Origin of the sequence: Phyllobacterium sp. 22552, from assembly GCF_052044585.1 — a bacterium.
Taxonomy (GTDB): Bacteria; Pseudomonadota; Alphaproteobacteria; order Rhizobiales; family Rhizobiaceae; genus Phyllobacterium; species Phyllobacterium ifriqiyense.
In genome coordinates, this window is the sequence record NZ_JBQENG010000005.1 from 330,681 (window position 1) to 349,372 (window position 18,692).

18 protein-coding genes are annotated in these 18,692 nt (G+C 54.6%); 11 read left to right on the top strand and 7 right to left on the bottom strand.

The annotated features are described in order from the left end of the window. Position 1 precedes the first annotated feature (1 nt). From ACTJI9_RS14490 to ACTJI9_RS14515, 6 genes are all read right to left on the bottom strand, one after another. Entirely contained in the window at positions 2-595 is a 594-nt protein-coding gene (locus ACTJI9_RS14490) for a TetR family transcriptional regulator C-terminal domain-containing protein (protein ID WP_115053665.1), read from the bottom strand. A gap of 286 nt (positions 596-881) precedes the next feature. Continuing rightward, complete coding sequence (locus ACTJI9_RS14495) at positions 882-2,354, bottom strand: M81 family metallopeptidase (protein WP_440808847.1); 1,473 nt, start codon at positions 2,352-2,354, stop codon at positions 882-884. A gap of 168 nt (positions 2,355-2,522) precedes the next feature. Beyond that, positions 2,523-2,891: a RidA family protein gene (locus tag ACTJI9_RS14500; RefSeq protein WP_440808914.1), complete on the bottom strand. Its 369-nt coding sequence runs from the start codon at positions 2,889-2,891 to the stop codon at positions 2,523-2,525. Between the two features lie 18 nt (positions 2,892-2,909). After that, on the bottom strand, positions 2,910-3,734 hold the full coding sequence (locus tag ACTJI9_RS14505) for a carbohydrate ABC transporter permease (protein ID WP_115053662.1): 825 nt from the start codon (positions 3,732-3,734) through the stop codon (positions 2,910-2,912). Then, on the bottom strand, positions 3,731-4,600 hold the full coding sequence (locus ACTJI9_RS14510) for a carbohydrate ABC transporter permease (protein ID WP_307275351.1): 870 nt from the start codon (positions 4,598-4,600) through the stop codon (positions 3,731-3,733). The genes ACTJI9_RS14505 and ACTJI9_RS14510 overlap by 4 nt, the downstream gene beginning before the upstream one ends. Positions 4,601-4,777: 177 nt before the next feature. Beyond that, positions 4,778-6,001, bottom strand: a complete 1,224-nt coding sequence (locus ACTJI9_RS14515; protein ID WP_440808850.1) for an ABC transporter substrate-binding protein — start codon at positions 5,999-6,001, stop codon at positions 4,778-4,780. Between the two features lie 182 nt (positions 6,002-6,183). Between ACTJI9_RS14515 and ACTJI9_RS14520 the strand changes: the two genes are divergently transcribed. The 4 genes from ACTJI9_RS14520 (at position 6,184) to ACTJI9_RS14535 (ending at position 10,159) form a co-directional block, all read left to right on the top strand. Next, positions 6,184-6,975 carry an SDR family oxidoreductase gene (locus tag ACTJI9_RS14520; RefSeq protein ID WP_440808851.1) on the top strand — a complete coding sequence of 264 codons (792 nt, stop codon included), beginning with the start codon at positions 6,184-6,186 and terminating at the stop codon, positions 6,973-6,975. A gap of 1 nt (position 6,976) precedes the next feature. Beyond that, on the top strand, positions 6,977-8,044 hold the full coding sequence (locus ACTJI9_RS14525) for an ABC transporter ATP-binding protein (protein WP_440808854.1): 1,068 nt from the start codon (positions 6,977-6,979) through the stop codon (positions 8,042-8,044). A gap of 175 nt (positions 8,045-8,219) precedes the next feature. Beyond that, on the top strand, positions 8,220-9,098 hold the full coding sequence (locus ACTJI9_RS14530) for a MurR/RpiR family transcriptional regulator (protein ID WP_115053657.1): 879 nt from the start codon (positions 8,220-8,222) through the stop codon (positions 9,096-9,098). A gap of 2 nt (positions 9,099-9,100) precedes the next feature. Next, positions 9,101-10,159, top strand: a complete 1,059-nt coding sequence (locus tag ACTJI9_RS14535) for a D-TA family PLP-dependent enzyme (protein WP_440808857.1) — start codon at positions 9,101-9,103, stop codon at positions 10,157-10,159. Between the two features lie 217 nt (positions 10,160-10,376). Here ACTJI9_RS14535 and ACTJI9_RS14540 read toward each other — a convergent pair whose 3' ends face one another. Then, the gene (locus ACTJI9_RS14540) at positions 10,377-12,857 is read right to left on the bottom strand and encodes an EAL domain-containing protein (protein ID WP_307275364.1); all 2,481 of its coding nucleotides are present in this window, start codon (positions 12,855-12,857) and stop codon (positions 10,377-10,379) included. 455 nt (positions 12,858-13,312) lie between these two features. Here ACTJI9_RS14540 and ACTJI9_RS14545 point away from each other — a divergent pair, with 455 nt between their 5' ends. Genes ACTJI9_RS14545 through ACTJI9_RS14575 form a run of 7 tightly spaced genes read left to right on the top strand, consistent with a single transcriptional unit; the run spans position 13,313 to position 18,640 of the window. Continuing rightward, on the top strand, positions 13,313-14,071 hold the full coding sequence (locus ACTJI9_RS14545) for a GntR family transcriptional regulator (RefSeq protein WP_440808860.1): 759 nt from the start codon (positions 13,313-13,315) through the stop codon (positions 14,069-14,071). A 47-nt stretch (positions 14,072-14,118) separates the two neighbouring features. After that, positions 14,119-14,955, top strand: a complete 837-nt coding sequence (kduI, locus tag ACTJI9_RS14550) for a 5-dehydro-4-deoxy-D-glucuronate isomerase (RefSeq protein WP_440808862.1) — start codon at positions 14,119-14,121, stop codon at positions 14,953-14,955. Beyond that, entirely contained in the window at positions 14,952-15,707 is a 756-nt protein-coding gene (kduD, locus tag ACTJI9_RS14555; protein WP_115053652.1) for a 2-dehydro-3-deoxy-D-gluconate 5-dehydrogenase KduD, read from the top strand. Before kduI ends, kduD begins: the two co-directional genes overlap by 4 nt. A gap of 43 nt (positions 15,708-15,750) precedes the next feature. Continuing rightward, complete coding sequence (locus ACTJI9_RS14560; RefSeq protein WP_115053651.1) at positions 15,751-16,434, top strand: amino acid ABC transporter permease; 684 nt, start codon at positions 15,751-15,753, stop codon at positions 16,432-16,434. Between the two features lie 10 nt (positions 16,435-16,444). After that, positions 16,445-17,098 carry an amino acid ABC transporter permease gene (locus tag ACTJI9_RS14565; protein WP_440808867.1) on the top strand — a complete coding sequence of 218 codons (654 nt, stop codon included), beginning with the start codon at positions 16,445-16,447 and terminating at the stop codon, positions 17,096-17,098. After that, positions 17,082-17,810 carry an amino acid ABC transporter ATP-binding protein gene (locus ACTJI9_RS14570; RefSeq protein WP_115053649.1) on the top strand — a complete coding sequence of 243 codons (729 nt, stop codon included), beginning with the start codon at positions 17,082-17,084 and terminating at the stop codon, positions 17,808-17,810. The genes ACTJI9_RS14565 and ACTJI9_RS14570 overlap by 17 nt, the downstream gene beginning before the upstream one ends. 38 nt (positions 17,811-17,848) lie before the next feature. Next, complete coding sequence (locus ACTJI9_RS14575; RefSeq protein ID WP_115053648.1) at positions 17,849-18,640, top strand: transporter substrate-binding domain-containing protein; 792 nt, start codon at positions 17,849-17,851, stop codon at positions 18,638-18,640. Positions 18,641-18,692: the final 52 nt, after the last annotated feature.

Sequence of the window (18,692 nt, forward strand, 5' to 3'; positions counted from 1 at the left end):
CCTATGATGTGCGGGTCAGCAGGCCGTCGAGCGTCATCGCGCGGAACCGCTGTAATGGTTTGATGCTTCCTTCCGCCTTCATTCTGATCAGCGCGCCCTCATAGGCATCAATCAGAAAGGCGGCCGTCTCATCCGGATCAAGATGTTCCGGCAATTCTCCGGCATCACGTGCCTCACGCAACACCGTTTTAAAATCCTCCTGCCAAGCGGTGAATGAGCGATTCAGCTCGCGCTGGAGCACTTCGCTATGGGCCGCAATGGACTGGGCAAGATTGCCAAGAAGACAACCGCAGGTTGGATCGCCGCTGCTATAGACTGTCTCGTAATAATCGAAATAATCACGCAGACGTTGGAGCGGTGCTTTCGACCTATTTTCCAGCAGAAGACGCGTGCGTACCTTCTGGTTGTTGGTGCAATAGTTTGCAAGCACCGCCGAAGCAAACTCTTCCTTGCTTTCGAAGAAGTGATAGAACGAACCCTTGGGCACGCCCGCCGACTTGAGGATCGGGCCGATTCCCGCGCCATCATAGCCGTGGGAAAGAAGCGCCTTCAGGCCCTCATCAATCAAAACTGCTCGTGTGTCGATCTTGCTCATAAGGTTATAATAGACCAGTCGTCTAGTAATTGCAAGGGGCGTTTTTTGCCCTTTGACTAGCTCGGTCTAACGCTCCGGTAGGCCCGCTGCAAATAGTATAGTGCGGGGTTCGGCGAAGCTCACCATGAGGAAAGTGCGTGGGTTGCGATGACAGTCTTCAGCGTTGCAAGAGCTGGCTCCCTGCACTCAGCTCTCTTCCTCATGGTGAGCCCTCCTGAGCGAGCCGAAGGGCGAACCACGCACAATCAAAAGCCACGCAAGCATGTGCCTTGAGATGACCGAAATACTAACCGAAAGGATTTTCCACTCTTGGCCAGATTTCACGCGAGAGCTTGCGGTAGTCTGTCTTTTTCGGGTTTGAGGGATAAGGCGCGCCCGCATCGATATAGATGATCTCCGACGCCACCGGCTCGAACCCCGCATGGAAATGATTGGTTGATTTGACCAGCAGAATATCTTTCGACAAGGGATCAATGCCAATATTGGAAAAGATGTCAGGCTCAAAAGTCTGGGTGCGGTTCGTGTTGAGGATGACGTCGATATCCGTGCCTTCAAGGCGGATCAGCGCTGCGGGCCCAAGCGTAACCCGGCTCTTACCAAAGCTTTGCCAGCCTTCCTCCACGGCCCTTACCACCTCGACACGCGCATCAATAGGCGCGCCGCCATCAGGACCGGCCTTGCCGCCAAAGCGCAGCTGTATCAGCGCGCCCTCGCCTGCGGCGAGGCAAAAGGTGACGGCGATAGGGTCCCAGATCGTCGCAACAGCCACATTGCCAATACCGCGCTCGATAATGCGATTGAGGATCAGCGTGCCATCGCCCGCTACACCGCCGCCCGGATTATCCCAGACATCGGCGACAACCACAGGCTTGCCCGGGCGCTGCGCGACAATCGCCATGGTCGCATCAAGCCCCGCTTCCGTGTCGAGCATCGGCATGGCCGTGGTGCCACGCAGGGCGAAAAGCTCCATGCCGAGCCTTTCTGCCAAAGCATCGCCCTTGGCGCGATCATTATCCGTAACCACCATGAGCTGTGTTCCCAGCTCCGGCACATCGCCCGCCATGAAACCATGGATCAGCGAGACGGAAAGAATACCATCCTTGCCGTGCAGGGCTTTCATGCGATCCACATAGGACCGCATCGGCTCGCGGCTTGTGGGATAGACGCCGATCATGCGGCAATCGAAGGTTGAAATGACCGGCTTGATCTCGCCACGGAGTGTCCGCAGGGCCAGGTCAACCACATGTTCGCCGCGCTCGTAAAAATCCGTATGGGGAAATTCGAGAAATGCCGCCAATATATCCGCATTGGCGACGCGCTTTTTCGTCAGATGGCTATGGGGGTCGAGTTCCGAAGCAATAAGAATATCCGGGCCGACAATGGCGCGGATGCGCTCCAGAAGATCGCCTTCGCAATCATCATAACCCTGCGCGACCATGGCACCATGCAGGCCAAGAATAACACCATCGACCGGCATTGCCGCCGTGAGCTGGTCGAGAATCTCGTCGCGCAGATCTTCATAGGTCTTGCGCTGCAACAGGCCGCCGGGCTCGGCCCATGTTGCTGTCCCTTCGATAAGCTCGAAACCTTCTTCCCGCGCGCGGCGGCGCAGGACCACCATGGGCGCCGAGCACAATGTCGGCGTATCCGGGTGCTGGCCGGGACCGGCATAGAATGCCATCTCAAAGCTGGCGCGATCTGTCGGCACTGGCGAGGAGGTGTTGGTCTCGGTAGCGAAGGATGCGGTGAATATACGCATTTTATGCTTTCGGTTGGGTGGTTATGGCAGTTGAGTTGTGCGTGGTTCGACGGGGCTCACCATGAGGGAGGTAGCGGGTTGCAAAGCTCATCTTCAACGCTTGACGATCAAGCACCCTGCAATCAACTCACCTTCCTCATCCTGAGCTTGTCGAAGGGCGCACAATATTCATGCAGGCTTATAGGCCACCGCTTCAATCTCGATTTTGATATCGATCATCAGCCGCGATTCAATGGTTGTGCGCGCGGGCGGATTCTGCGGAAAATAGGTGGCATAGGTCTTGTTGAAGGCAGCAAATTCGCGCGCATCTTCCAGAATGACGAAGGTCTTGACCACATCGGAAAGCTCTGCCCCCGCAAGGGCGAGCGCGGTTTTGATGTTTTCCATTACCTGCTTGGTCTGGGCTTCGATACCGCCGATAATGACTGTTCCATCCGCGCCGACCGGCACCTGACCGGAAATATAGATGAAATCCCCTGCCCGAACCGCTGGCGACAATGGCACATGCGACTGGCCGAAATGCTGTTTTGTCATGATCTGTTTCCTGTTGTTGAATTATTTCACTGCGCCGATGGAAAGTCCGCGCACCAGATAGCGTTGCAGCCAGGCGAAAAGTATGGCGACCGGCACTGACGCGACGAAAGCGGCGGCCATAACATAGTGCCAATCGACCGTATAGCGCCCCGCAACCAGCGAAAAGACGCGGATCGGCAAAGTATAGCTGCCTTCCGTGCGCAGCATGGTCAGCGCAATGACAAACTCATTCCATGCATTGATGAAGGTGAAAATCGCCGTAACCACCATGGCAGGAACCGCCAGCGGCAAAAACACGGTGAAGAGCGTGCGCGTGCGGCTTGCGCCTTCCATCCACGCGGCCTCTTCCAGATCGCGCGGGATGGTGGAGAAATAGCTTTGCAGCATCCACACGCAAAAGGCGATGTTGAAGGCCGTATAGATGATGACGAGCACATTGAGGCTATCAATCATACCCGCCCCGGCAACAAGGCGGAAAAGCCCGATGACCAGAACAATGGGCGAGAGCATTTGCGAGATGAGCAAAAACTGGCGGAAGGCATTGCGCCCGGCAAATTGATAGCGGCTGAGCGCATAGGCGGCAGGAATGGAGACAAGGATCGTCAGGGCGGTGGACAGGCCGGACACGTAAAGCGAATTGGCCAGTGCCGATGCAATGCCGGAGGTGCGCCACATTTCCGGGAAATTTTGCCAATGCAGCTCGTCCGGCCACCAGGTCGGATTGAGCACTTCGGTCGCCGATTTCAGTGAGCTTATGGCCATCACCGCATAGGGAAACAGGATCACCACGACAATGGGCGACAGGAAAAGCCAGAACAGGATGGAGCGTTTCAGTTTCTTGCTCATTGCTTTTCCTCCCGCATGGCGAGGCGCACATAAAGAATAGTGAAAATAATGAGAATGGCGAACATGATCAGCGAAACGGCGGCGGCTTCGCCCAGCCTGCCCATGCGGAAGGCGGTTTTATAAAGATAGGTGACCAGAATATCGGTGGAATTGGCCGGACCGCCCTGCGTCGTCGCCCAGATGATGGGGAAGGAATTGAACACATAGATCGTGTTCAGTACGAAGGCGATATTGATGAAGGGCTTGAGCAGAGGCAGCGTGATCAGGCGAAACTGGTCCCAGCGTCCCGCACCCTCAGTCGCCGCCGCCTCATAGAGATCTTCCGGCACGGAAGAAAGGCCGCCAAGGAAGATTGTGACCGTAAAGGGCACCGAGACCAGAATGCCGATGAGTATCTGCATGGGAAAAGCGGTCGAGGCTTCCGCCAGCCACTGAATATTGGTGTTGATGATCCCGAGATCACGCAGCGCCGAATTAAGCATGCCGCTTTCGCCATTCAACGCCCAGCGCCAGACAATTGCAGTCATGGTCAAGGATATGGCCCAAGGCAGCATGATGAGAATGCGCGCAATGCCGCGGCCATAAAAATCCTCATTGAGGATAAGCGCGATGGGAACGGAAACAATCAGCGTGCCAATGACAACGGCCGCCGTCCAGAACAGGGTGCGCCATGTCGCGGCAATGAAATCCGGATTGGCAAACAGGCTGCGATAATGCTCAAGCCCGATGAAATCCTTCAACATGCCAAAGCGGTTCACATCATGCAGCGATAGCGAGACGATCTCCTTTAGCGGCCAAAGGATGATGGCAGCCGCCAGAAGAAAGCTCGGCAAGATGAGAAAATAGGGGACTGAAGCCCGTTGCATCGATGGAATTACCTTTGGTTTGTAAAAGACCCCTCCCCGGACCTGGGGTCCGTCCCTCCCCACAAGGGGGAGGGTTGGGCTAGCGCTTGACCCGACTTTAGAGCCAGATAGCCGGATGTGGCACCATGCCCTCCCCCTTGTGGGGAGGGTGGCTGCCAAGCAGCCGGGAGGGGTATGTTACTTCAACGTCTCATTGATCTTGGCAGCGGCTTCTTTCAGCGTTGGCTCGATCTCGCCCTGCCCCAGATAAATCTTCTGGATGGCGTTGGACGTCGTCTGGGCAATGTCTTCCCAGCCCGGAATGACCGGAGCAAAACGCGCATTCGGAAGAAGGCTCGTGAACACTTTCAGATCGGCATTATCGGCAAAATACGGGTCTTTGGCTTCTTCGGCATTGACGGGAAGGAAGCCCTCGATCTTGTCGAATTTTGTGCGCTGTTCCGTTGTGAACAGGAAGTCGAGGAATTTCCATGCTGCTTCCTTGTTCTTTGAATTTTCGAACAGGACGATGGAATCCGTCACGCCATAGGTACCCTTGCCGCCATCAGGACCGGCGGGAATGGGCGCTACGCCATAATTGAGATTTGGCGCTTCGGTCTTGATCTGGCCGGAAAGGAATGGCGCGGTGATGACGGTTGCAACCTTGCCCTGCTTGAACAGGTTCTGCACATCTTCGCGACTATAGGAGGTAACGCCCGGTTGGGTCAGACCGCCATCGATAAAGCTCTTGTAAAGCGTCGCCGTATCAATGGCTGCTTTTGAATCAAGACCGGATTTCCCATCCTTGACGATCTCGCCGCCATTGGCCCAGAGCCCATAATAGAAATAGACATCCGTCTCGATTTCCTTGCCCTGCAAGCCGAAACCATAGGTCTCGGTGCCAAGCGCCTTGATCTTTTCGGCGCTCGTCTTGAAGTCTGCCCAGGTTGCAGGCGGGGTATCAATGCCAGCCTTGGCGAAGATATCCTTGTTATAATACATGGCGCGCGCTGAAGCTGCGATCGGCAGGCCATAAACCTTACCGTCCATGACCGATGGCGTGAGGAATGTATCGATGAAGCGCGCCTTGAAATCCGGCGTAATATTGCCGTCAAGCGGGGCGATAATGCCTTCCTTGACATAATCCAGCAGCCAGCGCGTGCCGATAATGGAAAGGTCGGCATTGGCACCGGCCGAAATATCGGTCGTCAGTTTTTGCTGAAGGCTGTCCCACGGAACAACTTCGATCTGGATTTTCGTATCTGGATTGGCCGCTTCGAAGGCTTTGGCCGCTTCTTCGAAATAGGGGCCTGTGCCCTTGCTATATTCAGCAATGGTGACGCGGACGGTGTCGGCAAATGCTCCACCCGAAAAGGCGAGAAGGCTAAGGCCTGCAAGTAGGCTTAGTTTTCTGATCATCATGATGTTCCCCTTTGTTACACGCCGCATTCTCCCATCGGCGTAATTTTGAAACTTTCACCATCATTCTATGTAATTTATTTTCATGCAAGTCAAAAATTGAGGGGTTATGACAGTTTTATGTTGCTTTTTTTCATATGCCGTCATTAATAAGCTAGGGGAACATTTCAAAACAAGGTCACGATATGACTTCAGAGACATTGCACAGAGCCCTTGGTTTGTATGGCAAACAGGTGTTTATAACCGGCGCGGGTGGCGGCATCGGGCAAGCATTGATCGACACGTTCAATGCGGCAGGGGCCATTGTTTCAGGCGCCGATCAAGATGAGAGCTTATTGACCGGACTGCCGCTGGCAAATGGGCTTGTCTTCAACATCAATGACAAGGCGCAGACCGGCAGCGCAATTCGAAACTTTATTGCCGATCACGGCACACCGGACGTATTGATCAATAATGCCGGCTTTTCCCGCGGCGAGATTCTCGATCAGGTCGATGGCGATGTTTGGGAGCGCGAAATTGCGACCAATCTGAATGGCGCATTTCATGTCACGGACCCGATTGCGGAGGCCATGGCCGCAAAAGGCGACGGCAGTATCGTATTCATCTCATCGGTCAATGCGCTCAGCCATTTCGGCAATCCCGCCTATTCGGCCGCTAAGGCTGGCATGATCGCCTATATGAAGGCGCTTGCAGTTGAGCGCGGCCGGTTTGGTATAAGGTCTAATGCCGTATGTCCGGGTTCCGTGCGCACCCCGGCATGGGATCATCGTCTGGAAAAACAGCCGGAGCTTCTGGCAAAGGTTCTGCCGCATTATCCGCTCGGACGTCTTGTGACACCTGGCGAAGTGGCGCAAGCGGCTTTCTTCCTCAGTTGCGCCTCCGCATCGGGAATTACCGGTGCAACACTGACTGTCGATGCTGGCCTGACAGCAGGCAATCTCCATTTCATCAATGACGTGCTCGCCGGAGACAAGTGACATGGCCGGACTACAGATCAAGCAACTCGCCAAATCCTATGGCGCAATGAATATACTGCATGGGATCGACCTCGAAGTGCGGGACGGCGAATTTCTGGTGCTGATCGGACCTTCCGGCTGCGGGAAATCCACGCTCCTGCGCATGATTGCCGGATTGGAGGATATTTCTTCCGGTGAGTTATGGATCGGTGACCGCCTGTCCAATGGTCTGCCGCCGCAGCAGCGCAATATTTCGATGGTGTTTCAGAGCTATGCTTTGTTTCCGCATATGAGTGTGCGCAAGAATATCGGCTTTGGTCCGAAAATCCGGCGCGAGTCGGCTGCAGCCATTGACGCGAAGGTCGGCAAGGCTGCGGAAACGCTCAATCTGCATGACTATCTGGACCGCGTGCCGCGCCAACTTTCCGGCGGGCAGCGCCAGCGGGTTGCAATGGGGCGTACAATCGTGCGCGAGCCGGACCTGTTCTTATTTGACGAGCCGCTTTCCAATCTTGATGCCAAGCTGCGCGTGCAGATGCGCACGGAGCTGAAGGCGCTTCACCAGCAGTTAAAGACCACAATGGTCTATGTTACCCATGACCAGATCGAAGCCATGACCATGGCCGACCGAATCGTTGTCATGAATGCCGGACGTATTGAGCAAGCGGGCTCGCCACTTGAGCTTTACGACAAGCCGGTCAACAAATTCGTTGCAGGTTTCCTTGGCTCGCCCGCCATGACCTTCATTCCCGGAATATTGGAACGTGGCGATGGCGCGCCAAAGGTTCGCACCGACAATGGCACCATCATTCCGGTCGGCGATACCACTGCCGCTTCGGGCCAGCCGGTCGAGATCGGCGTACGCCCCGAACACTATCGCCTCGCACCCGATGGCAATGGATTTGCCTATCACGTCGAGGTGATTGAGCCGACAGGTTCCGAGACCCATTTGTTCGGCACGATTTCCGGTGTTGCCGTGCGCTGCGTGTTCCGTGATCGTTTAGCGCCGGAGCCCGGCACTCAATTATCATTGACGGTTGACCCGGCAAAGGTGCATGTCTTTGACGCTAAAACCGGAAACAGAATTTGACATGTGCTTGGGTTCGCCCTTCGACAAGCTCAGGATAGCCAACCATAAGGAAGGTGGGTTGCTTGCATAAAGCTGTGAGGTTACTGGCTTTTGTTTTGCCACTAAATTCCTCCCTCATGGTGAGCTTGTCAAACCACGCACATCGTTATTGCAAACGAGATGGATAAAGCAACAGATGGCACCACCGCATTTCGACATCGTTGCAAGGCTGAGGGAGGTTGCCGATACAGGCAAACATTCCGACAGCCAGGTCGCAGCTGCGATCCTGTCCGATGCGGATTTCGCCACTCATGCGCCTATCAACAAGCTGGCCGAAAAGGCTGGGGTGAGCGAGCCGACAATCACGCGTTTCTGCCGTATGCTCGGTTTTGAGGGCACGCGGGATTTCAAGGTAAGGCTGGCGCAATCGCTTGCCATTGCCGGGCGGTTTATCGCGCCGGGACCCGCGCAGGATGAAAACGGCAGTGTGACGTCGGTCATCGCGCGCAGCGCCGTCGATGCTGTCGAAACCGTGTGCAATCTGATCAACAGAGACGATCTGGAACTTGCGGCCTCGCTCATTGCGCAAGCGGGAATGGTTCGCGCCTATGGCTCCGGCGGGTCGTCCTCAATGGCAGCTACCGAAATGGAAAATCGCCTGTTCCGCCTGGGCATTGCCGCCTCATCGCATATTGATGGCGAAATGCAGCAGATGACAGCGGCAACCAGCAACAAGGATACTGTTATCATTGCCTATTCGCTTTCAGGGGAAATCAAGCCCTTGATCGAGGCCGTCATGATCGCGCGGCGCTATGGCGCCAAAACAATTGCCTTCACGGCACCCGGCACGAAGCTTGCGGCGGCCGCAGAACTTGTCATGCCTTTTCACATTGACGAAGGCACCAATGTTTACCGGCCCTCCCCCGCCCGCTATGCCCTGCTCGCGCTTACCGATATGCTGGCAATGACCGTTGCCGAAAAAATCGGTGCCCCTGCCGTCGAGCGGATGCGCCGCATCAAGAACCTGCAAGCCATGCACGCCAATAACGCGACCACACTGCCGCTCGGAGATTGAGATTGAAGCTGACCGATATTGATACACCCGCTGTTCTCATCGACACGGACCGCGCAGAGGCAAATCTACAAAAATTCCAGACCTATGCCGACAATCATGCCTTGACCGTGCGTCCGCATATCAAGACACATAAATTGCCGCGTTTTGCCAAACGAGCCATAGAGCTTGGCGCTATCGGGATTACTTGCCAAAAACTCGGCGAGGCTGAAGTGATGGCCGATGCGGGAATGAGCGATATTTTCATCCCCTACAATATTATCGGCAAAGCAAAGCTTGAGCGTCTTGCCAAGCTTAATGAGCGCATCACGATCAGCGTAACCGCAGATAATGAAACGGCCATACGCGGTTATGCCGAGGCTTTTGCCGGGCGCAAGAAGCCACTGACCGTTCTGGTCGAATGCGATACGGGCATGGGCCGCTGCGGCGTTCAATCCCCGCAGGAAGCGGTCGCGCTTGCCAAGCTGATCGACGCATCGGAAGGGCTTAACTTTGCCGGCTTCATGACATATCCGAAAACTGGCGGTATCGAAACCACGCAGGCATTTCTCGCAGAGGCGGAAAAACTGGCGATCGCAGCCGGGCTGGACCCGCACACCATTTCCAATGGCGGAACCCCCGATATGTGGCGGGCCCATGAAGTGGCGAGCGCAACGGAACACCGTCCTGGCACTTATATCTATATGGATCTCTTTCAGGTCGCCAAAGGTGCCGGCACCCTTGATGATTGCGCTCTCACCGTGCTTGCAACTGTCGTAAGCCGCCCGACCAAAAATCGCGCCATCATCGACGCGGGCTCGAAGTCGCTGACAAGCGATACATTGGGTTTAAGCGGATTTGGCAGGGTGGTGGAATATCCAGATGCGGTCATTTCCTCGCTTAGCGAAGAGCATGGCACAATCGACCTGTCTGCATGTCAGCACAAGCCCAAGGTAGGCGAGCGCATCCGCATCATCCCCAATCATGCCTGTGTCGTGTCCAATCTCTTCGATAGTGTCGTGCTTATTTCGGGCGATACGGTCACTGAGATCGCCCCGGTGGCCGCTCGCGGGCGTGTTGATTAGGGGGTGGGTCGGCTTATTGCATTTGGCCCCTCGCCTAGCTCGGCAATTTAACTTGCAACTATATAGTGCGTGGTTCGACGGGGCTCACCATGAGGAAAGTTGGTAAACTGCACAGATAATCTTCATCGTTTAGAATATTGCGCCCTGCCAATCATCTCACCTTCCCCATGGTGAGCCTCATCGAACCACGCACAAAGTCGGTGCAGACGTCATCTGCTCAGTGAGCGGGCTCATTGGAGAACATGGCGGCGTTCTCGTCATAGCGCGACAGAAACTCCTGTTCCGAACCCGAATGGCCAAACCATGGACCCCGGCCAAAATTGCAGCCGCATTTTACCAATGGCTCGATGATGGCATGCGTATCAATTCCAACGGCTATTCTTTCCATATCCAGTTTTCCTGCCAGTTCGCATACTGCTGACAGAATGACCCGCTCGGGGCCTGGCTGGTCAATGTTCCGATAGGCCTCCGACCCAATCATCATTCCATCATATTGGAGCGCCATGGCTCCATTTACCGTAGAATGAGACATGGCAAACTGGTCGACTATCAGGCGGAAACCGATATCCCGCAGCCTGCGCATGACACGGAAGATCTGCTGATCGTCAAGCATCGCAATATTCTGCGAAATAATGAAATTTACTTCCGAAGCATTGACGCCCCATTCGGCCTGCAGCTCCCTGATGCGTTCAATGAACAGCGGGTCCATGAGCTGGGGGAAAGAAAGCTTGATCCCGATCAGTAATTTATTGTCGGGGTAGTATTTTTTGAAATTGTGCAGGAATTCAAATGCTCGTGACATGATAAAAAGGCCGAGATGAAGAATGGAGCCATTTTGTTCAAAGATTGGAATGAACTTATGCGATTTGATGTCTCCGAATTCCGGATGATGCCAGATAACACTTGTATGCGCTTCGCAAATCCGGCCTGTCCGCAAATCCACGACAGGGCGATATCTCACTGAAAATTCGCCGCGCCCGATGGCCCGCGTAATATCACCGCCAAAATCCAAAGCTGCCCGCAGATCCTGAATGAGAGCGGAATTGTGCCAGACAGCATCTTCGCTCTTGGTGTCTTCCGCGTGATACATGGCACCATTGGCGCGGCGCAGCAAAGAGCCGAATGGCTCTATTTGCCCCTGTTTCTGGGCGACAGAGCAGGCAATAACCGGTGAAATACGTATCCCCTCATTTTCATAAGGCAACCGCATTTCCGCAAGCATCTTGCGCATGAGAGGAATATCCACCCCCTCGTCGCTGGGATAGATATAGGCTATCAGATTATTGTTGAGGCAGCCCACGACGCCCCCTGCAAGCGTGGCTTGAAGCTTGTCGATCTTGCTGCTGATCATTCGTGCCAGAACCTCATCGCCAAAAATGCTGGCGATCTGATGGTAATTGCATATTTTTATGAGGATCAGATCAATCTGGCCTTCCTTGCCAACCAGCAAATCATACTCTTTGACCAAACCGGCCTGATTGAGAAAACCGCTGGCCGGATCATGATAGGCCAGAAATTCGAGGCGCGTCTGATTGCGTTGCAGAACAAGACGCATTCTTTCAATCACCGAGGCCAGCAGGCCGACTTCTCTAATATTGGTGGGAACGGAGATGGGCGTGTCCAGATTGAGATTGCCGACATCTGTCACAGCCCTTGAAAGCCGCATCAATGGATTGACGACAAAGCTCGCGGCCCAGGCAGTCAGCGCAATACTTATTGCAAGCCCGATCAAGCAGACGGCCGTATAATACCAATCCCAATCCGCCTTCGCCGATAATTCGTCACCAAGTGTAACGACGACGCGCCAGCCTTTGAGATCAAACTTATCCAGAGATACGGCGTTTCCCAGGTCGGCGGAGATTTTGCTTGTGTCCCGCCCGATCGTGAATTGACCGCCCGAAACCGAAAGCTCCTCTCCGGAAGGCGTGAAAACGCTAATTTCCTGGACAGTATTGCCTGTCGCGCTGCTCAGGAATGCGCTGATGCGATTGACGCACATGTCGAGTGCAAGGACCCCTAAAGGCTTCCGATCCGGACCAAAAATCGGCAGAACCCGGGTCATGGTCCATACGCTGCCTTGCGTGGAAGCGCACAGATCACTGGTATTATTCACCACATAGGGAGCACTCCAGGTCGGTGTCCTGCCGACAATACCGCCGCGATACCAGCCTCGCTCAAACAGATTGAAGTCACGTTCTTGCATGGGCCTGTCCGGCCTTGTCACAAGAAGACGCGATGGGTTGTCCGATTGCGTCTTGCCCTGCCCCTTAAAATCCCGGTCGGTCTCCTTGATCTTGAAAACGCTTAACAGATGACCATTGCTTGCACCGAAACGGAGAACCGACACCTGGATAGGAACCCGCTCTGGAGTGGCCCTATCCGCCTCGATAAAAGAAAAAACGCATTCAGCATTGCTGCATCCAGCAGCTTTTACCCGCGATGCAAAAGCATCGGCATATTCCTCAAGCGGCGTAACAAGATGGCCGAGTTGATTGGCGATATCTCTGGCCAGAAACTCCGCCGTCCTGTCAGCATAAGTCTTTGTCAGATCGGTACGTTGCGTCTGCAAGATCAGGCTAAAACCCAAAAACAGCACAATCAGCAGGGCCAAAAGCGGAAGGCCAATAACGGCGACCACGGGAACGCCAAAAATGCGTTGACGGGATGTGTCCAGTGATTTGCCTGAATCCGTTTCCATAATATTCGTGAAACTTTCCAAAAAACGCACAATACCCAAAATGAAATGGTTTACGGGCAATTTTTATATCGTAAATATTACCTGGTGACGCGCCTAACGGCACATAATTTCACAAAGCTTTTAATCAGTCGTCAAAGAACAGCCCGTTCTTATCGAAATATCGTGCACGCTACTATAAAATCAGAATTCAGTCTCGACAAAAGGTTGTACTTCATCGGCAATACAACCGGATACAATCTCGCTTCGGTGTATATGCGTAAACTGTGCAACGCATAATTGCAACAGCTTTCCCCGCAGTGATCCTCCGGCCCGCTCCAGCAGAAAGCAAGCGCTTGCCAAAACTAAAATATTAGAATATTTATATTTCAAATCCTTTGGGAGGAGGTTTTCTTGCAGTATCAAAAGTTCCGGTTGCCCCTGTTAACGACTCGCCTTGCGGGCGATTGCGGCTTTCAGTGACCGATAACCCCCTCGCATCATCGGAGCGCAAGCGTGACCGGGCCCACCCGCTCGCGACATCCAGCACGGACTATGCTCAGCAGCGGGCAGCCACCCCCCGGGCTGCAACCCATATTTACAAGCAACTGCTTGACGACATTATTTCGCTGCGCCGCAGACCGATGGAGCCCATTCTTGAGAAGGAAATCGCCGCGCAGTTTGGCGTGAGCCGCACGCCTGTCCACCAAGCGGTTTTGCGACTTGCCGATGACGGGCTGATCGATATTTTTCCACAATCGGGAACTTTCGTTTCGCGCATTCCGCGACGCGCGCTCTATGAAGCAATCCTCATCCGCAAATCCCTTGAAGAGACGACCGTGAAGCTGGCTGCCGAACAGGCGAGACCTGCCGATATTGCCCGGCTGGAACGAAGCATTGCCGATCTCGTGGCCGCCGAAGCATCTGGCGACAATGAACGCTTTCACAGCGCTGATACGGATTTTCATCTGTCGATCAATTCAATTGCCGGATTTCCCGGCATATGGAACGTGATCCAGCAGGTAAAGATGCAGATCGACCGCTATCGGCGGCTGACACTACCGCTCAGCGGGCGTCTTACCCGCGTCATTGTCGAGCATGAAGCAATTCTCGATGGCATCCGCCGCCACGATATAGCGCACGCAACAGAAGCCATGGGCTTTCACCTCGGGCAGATGCTGAACGAGGTGAAAGACACGACGAATGTCGACCCGGCATTTTTCATCGATGATGACTGACTGACCGCTTTTAAAGCGGCAAAACACCGACATGCAAAGGTTCTGAAATGAAGATCGAAGTGAGACAGGTTTGCCATCCGGATGCGGTACGCAATTTTGACACGGACGAACTGCGTCGCCATTTCCTGATGGAAAACATGTTCGAGGCCGATGAGATTACCCTCACCTATAGTCATATTGACCGGTTGATCATTGGCGGGGCGGTGCCCCTCTCCAAGCCTCTGCCGCTGACAGCGCCCACTCCCGTGGGTCAGGAATTCTTTCTTGCGCAACGCGAACTTGGCATATTCAACATTGGCGGCGCTGGCCGCGTGTCGCTTGACGGCACTGTGCACGAACTTGCCGCCCGCGACTGTCTCTATGTCGGCAAAGGCGTCGTCAATGTGATCTTCGAGAGCGTGGATGCGGCAAATCCGGCTAAGTTCTATCTACTTTCAACGCCTGCTCACGCTTCGCATCCAAATGTGCTTATCAAGCCTGAACAAGCCAACAAGCTGATACTGGGCGATCAGCTGACCGCCAATAAGCGTACGCTTTACCAGTATATCCACCCGGATATTTGCGAGAGCTGCCAGCTTGTCATGGGCATGACACAGCTCGAACCCGGCAATATGTGGAACACCATGCCCTGCCATACGCATGACCGCCGCTCGGAGGCCTATCTTTATTTCGACCTTGCCCCCGACACCCGCATTTTTCACATGATGGGTGAGCCGAGCCAGACACGCCACATGATCGTGGCAAATGAACAGGCGATCCTTTCCCCCGGCTGGTCGATCCATTCCGGCGTGGGCACGGCCAATTATGCCTTCATCTGGGCAATGGGCGGCGACAATAAGAGCTTTACCGACATGGACCACGTACCGATGAGTGTGCTGCGATGAACAATCTTTTCGATCTTCAAGGCAAGGTAGCGATTGTTACCGGAGCCAATACCGGCATCGGCCAGGGTATCGCCCTGGCCCTCGCACAGGCAGGCGCTTCCATCGCTGCCGTTGGACGTTCGTCCATGGATGACACGCGTCATTTGATAGAAGCGGCGGGCAGGCAATTCATCGAGATCAAGGCCGATCTCGGGACGATTGAACCTGTTGGCAGGATCATCGACGAAACGCTTCAATCCTTCGAACGTCTGGATATCCTCGTCAATAATGCGGGCATTATCCGGCGCAATGACGCCGTGGATTTCACCGAAGAGGATTGGGATGCGGTGATTGACACCAATCTCAAATCGGCATTCTTCCTGTCGCAAGCCGCCGGACGGCACATGATCGGCAAAGGGCAAGGCAAGATTATCAACATTGCTTCGCTTTTGTCGTTTCAAGGCGGCATTCGGATTCCATCCTATACGGCATCGAAAAGCGGACTTGCCGGCATTACCCGGCTGCTTGCCTGCGAATGGGCCGCCAAGGGCGTAAACGTAAACGCCATCGCTCCCGGCTATTTCGTGACCAATAACACAACCGCCTTGCGCGAAGATCAGGACCGCAGCGCGCAAATTCTGGCGCGTATTCCAGCCGCCCGTTGGGGCGAGCCTTCCGACATAGGCGGCGCCGCGGTCTTTCTCGCCTCCAAGGCCTCTGACTATGTGCATGGAACAGTTCTGCCTGTCGATGGCGGCTGGCTGGCTCGATGACAAACTGTAAAGAGCGTAAGCCTTCGCTTACGATAGGTAAGCCATGAATTACCAATTCGATTTCGCCGCTCTCCTGCCCTATTGGAAGGACTTCCTTGCCGGAGCGCTCACAACAGTCCAAATGACTGTCGTTGCGGTGGCGATCGGATTGGTCATAGGCGTGCTTTGCGCGGTCGCCCGGCGCAGCGCCTATGCCTGGCTTCGCCTCATTGTCGGCATCTATATCGAGGTCGTTCGCAATACGCCCTTTATCGTGCAGATATTCTTCATTTTCTTCGGCCTTTCTTCCATTGGCATAACCATGCCGGTCTTTTTTGCCGCCGTATTTGCAATGGTCATTAATGTAGGGGCGTATACGGCTGAAATCGTTCGCGCAGGCATGGAAGCTGTGCATCCAAGCCAGATCGAAGCAGCAGAGGCGCTTGGGCTTTCACGTTTCCAGATCTACCGCGACATTATCCTCATGCCAGCGATCGAGCGGGTCTATCCGGCGCTGACCAGCCAGTTCATTTTGATGATGCTTTCCACATCGATCACCTCGCAGATTTCGGCGGAGGAATTGACCGGCGTCGCCAATAATATCCAGTCCTACACCTTCCGTTCATTCGAAACCTACATCGTCATCGCCCTGCTCTATCTCGCAATCACTTATCTTTTGCGGGCTGGCTTCCATCTCATCGCGCTTGGAATTTTTCCGCGCCGCCGCCGTCTCGGCACACCCTTGTGAGGATGAGAACATGACCGGCGGTTTCACCACAAATCATCTCGTTTATCTGCTCAACGGCCTGCTTTGGACTGTCATACTTTCCGCGCTTGCCTTCCTTCTCGGCGGCGTTGCCGGGTTCTTCGTCATGCTGGCGCGCACGTCAACCCTGCGCTGGCTGCGGCGGGTTTCACTGCTCTATGTCCAGTTCATTCAGGGCATGCCGCTGCTGATCCTGATGTTCGTCATTTATTTCGGCCTTGGCGTTATCGGCATCGAGGTTCCGCCGCTCGTGGCTGCCAGTCTCGGCATGATGATCTATTCCAGCGCTTATCTCGGCGAAATCTGGCGCGGTTGCGTTGAATCCGTGCCCCGCACGCAGTTTGAGGCGGCTGAATGTCTTGCCCTCACCCGCTGGCAGACCCTGAAAGACGTGATCCTGCCGCAGGCGCTGCGCATAGCGACACCGCCCACCGTTGGTTTCATGGTGCAACTTATCAAGAACACATCGCTTGCCTCGGTTGTCGGCTTCGTCGAGCTGACCCGCGCAGCGCAAGTCATCAACAATTCGCTTTTCCAGCCGTTTCTCGTCTTCGGTATCGCTGCCGCCTTTTATTTTTGCGTCTGCTACCCGCTTTCGGTCTGGAGCCGTTCGCTTGAGAGGAAATTAAATGTCGGCCGTCGTTAAGCTCAACGAAGTCATCAAACGCTTCGGCACTGTCGAGGTACTCAAGGGCGTTTCCTTCGAGATCGAAGCCGGTGAAGTCGTGGCTTTGATTGGACAATCGGGTTCGGGCAAGAGCACGGCCTTGCGTTGCATAAACAGGCTCGAAACCATTCAGGGTGGAACAATCGAAGTTTGCGGTCATCAGGTGCATTCACCCAGTCTCGATATCCGCGCGCTGCGGCAGGATGTCGGCATGGTTTTCCAAAGCTACAATCTGTTTCCACATATGAATGTTGCCGAAAATATCATGCTGGCGCTGCGGCGCGTTAAAAGCATTGGCCGCAGCGAAGCAATGGAAACCGCCAAGGCCGTGCTCTCAAAGGTTGGCCTGTTGCAGAAGATCGATGCCTATCCCGAACAATTGTCGGGGGGCCAGCAGCAGCGTGTGGCGATTGCCCGCTCGCTCGCCATGCAGCCAAAGGTCATGCTTTTCGACGAGGTAACGTCAGCGCTTGATCCGCAGCTGACCGGCGAAGTTTTGCGCGTCATGGAAGATCTCGCCAAAGGCGGCATGACCATGATCGTCGTCACCCATGAAATGGCATTTGCCCGCAAGGTCGCAAACCGCGTCATTTACATGAATACCGGGCGGGTCTGGGAAACCGGCACCGGCGAAATGCTCGTTCATCCGCAAACCCAGGAATTGAAGGATTTTCTGGCCAACGACCTGTGACAGAACCAACCTCATAATCACAAAAGGGAGAGAGAATAATGAGATTGCTTACGAAATTCGGCATTGCCGCGAGTGCGGCCCTGCTCATGCTGGCGTCAGCCGCTCATGCGGATTCGCTTGAAAACATCAAGAAAGCCGGCAAGGTGCGCATTGCTGTTGCCATGGGAATTCCGCAATATTCCTATGTCGACGAGAATTTGAAGCCGACCGGCTCGGACGTCGAAACCGCCAAGCTCATCGCCAAGGATCTCGGCGTCGATCTTGACCTGATCGAAATTACCAATGCCGCACGCGTTCCTACGATCCAGACCGGCAAGGCGGACATTCTGGTTTCCGCACTTGGCATCACAGAAGAGCGTAAAAAGGCCGTCGACTATACGGTGCCCTATGCAACGCTGAGCATCATTGTCATTGCGCCCAAGGAAATCGAGATCAAGAGCTATGCCGACCTTGCGGGCAAGCGGATTGGCGTGACCCGCGCAACGACCAATGACATGGATATCACCAAGAATGCGCCGGGCGCACAAATTGTCCGCTTCGAAGATGATGCAACACTCATTACTGCTGCAGTCACCGGGCAGCTCGACATCATTTCCAGCCAGTCGGCAGTTCTGGGCGGCATCAATGCCAAGCGCGCAGGCAAGGAACCGCTGGAAGTAAAGTTCACGCAGGCTGAAACCAATCTCGGCATAGCTTTGCCCAAGGGCGAAAAGCCCTTGCAGGATTGGCTCAACACCTGGGTGAAGACCAATTTCGACAATGGCACGCTGCGCGAAGTATTCCGCAAATACCAGCACCGCGAACTGCCGGACGATCTCACATCGCGTTGATCGGAACATTCAACGGTTTGAGGAATTGGGGCGCTTCGGCGCCCTTTTTCTT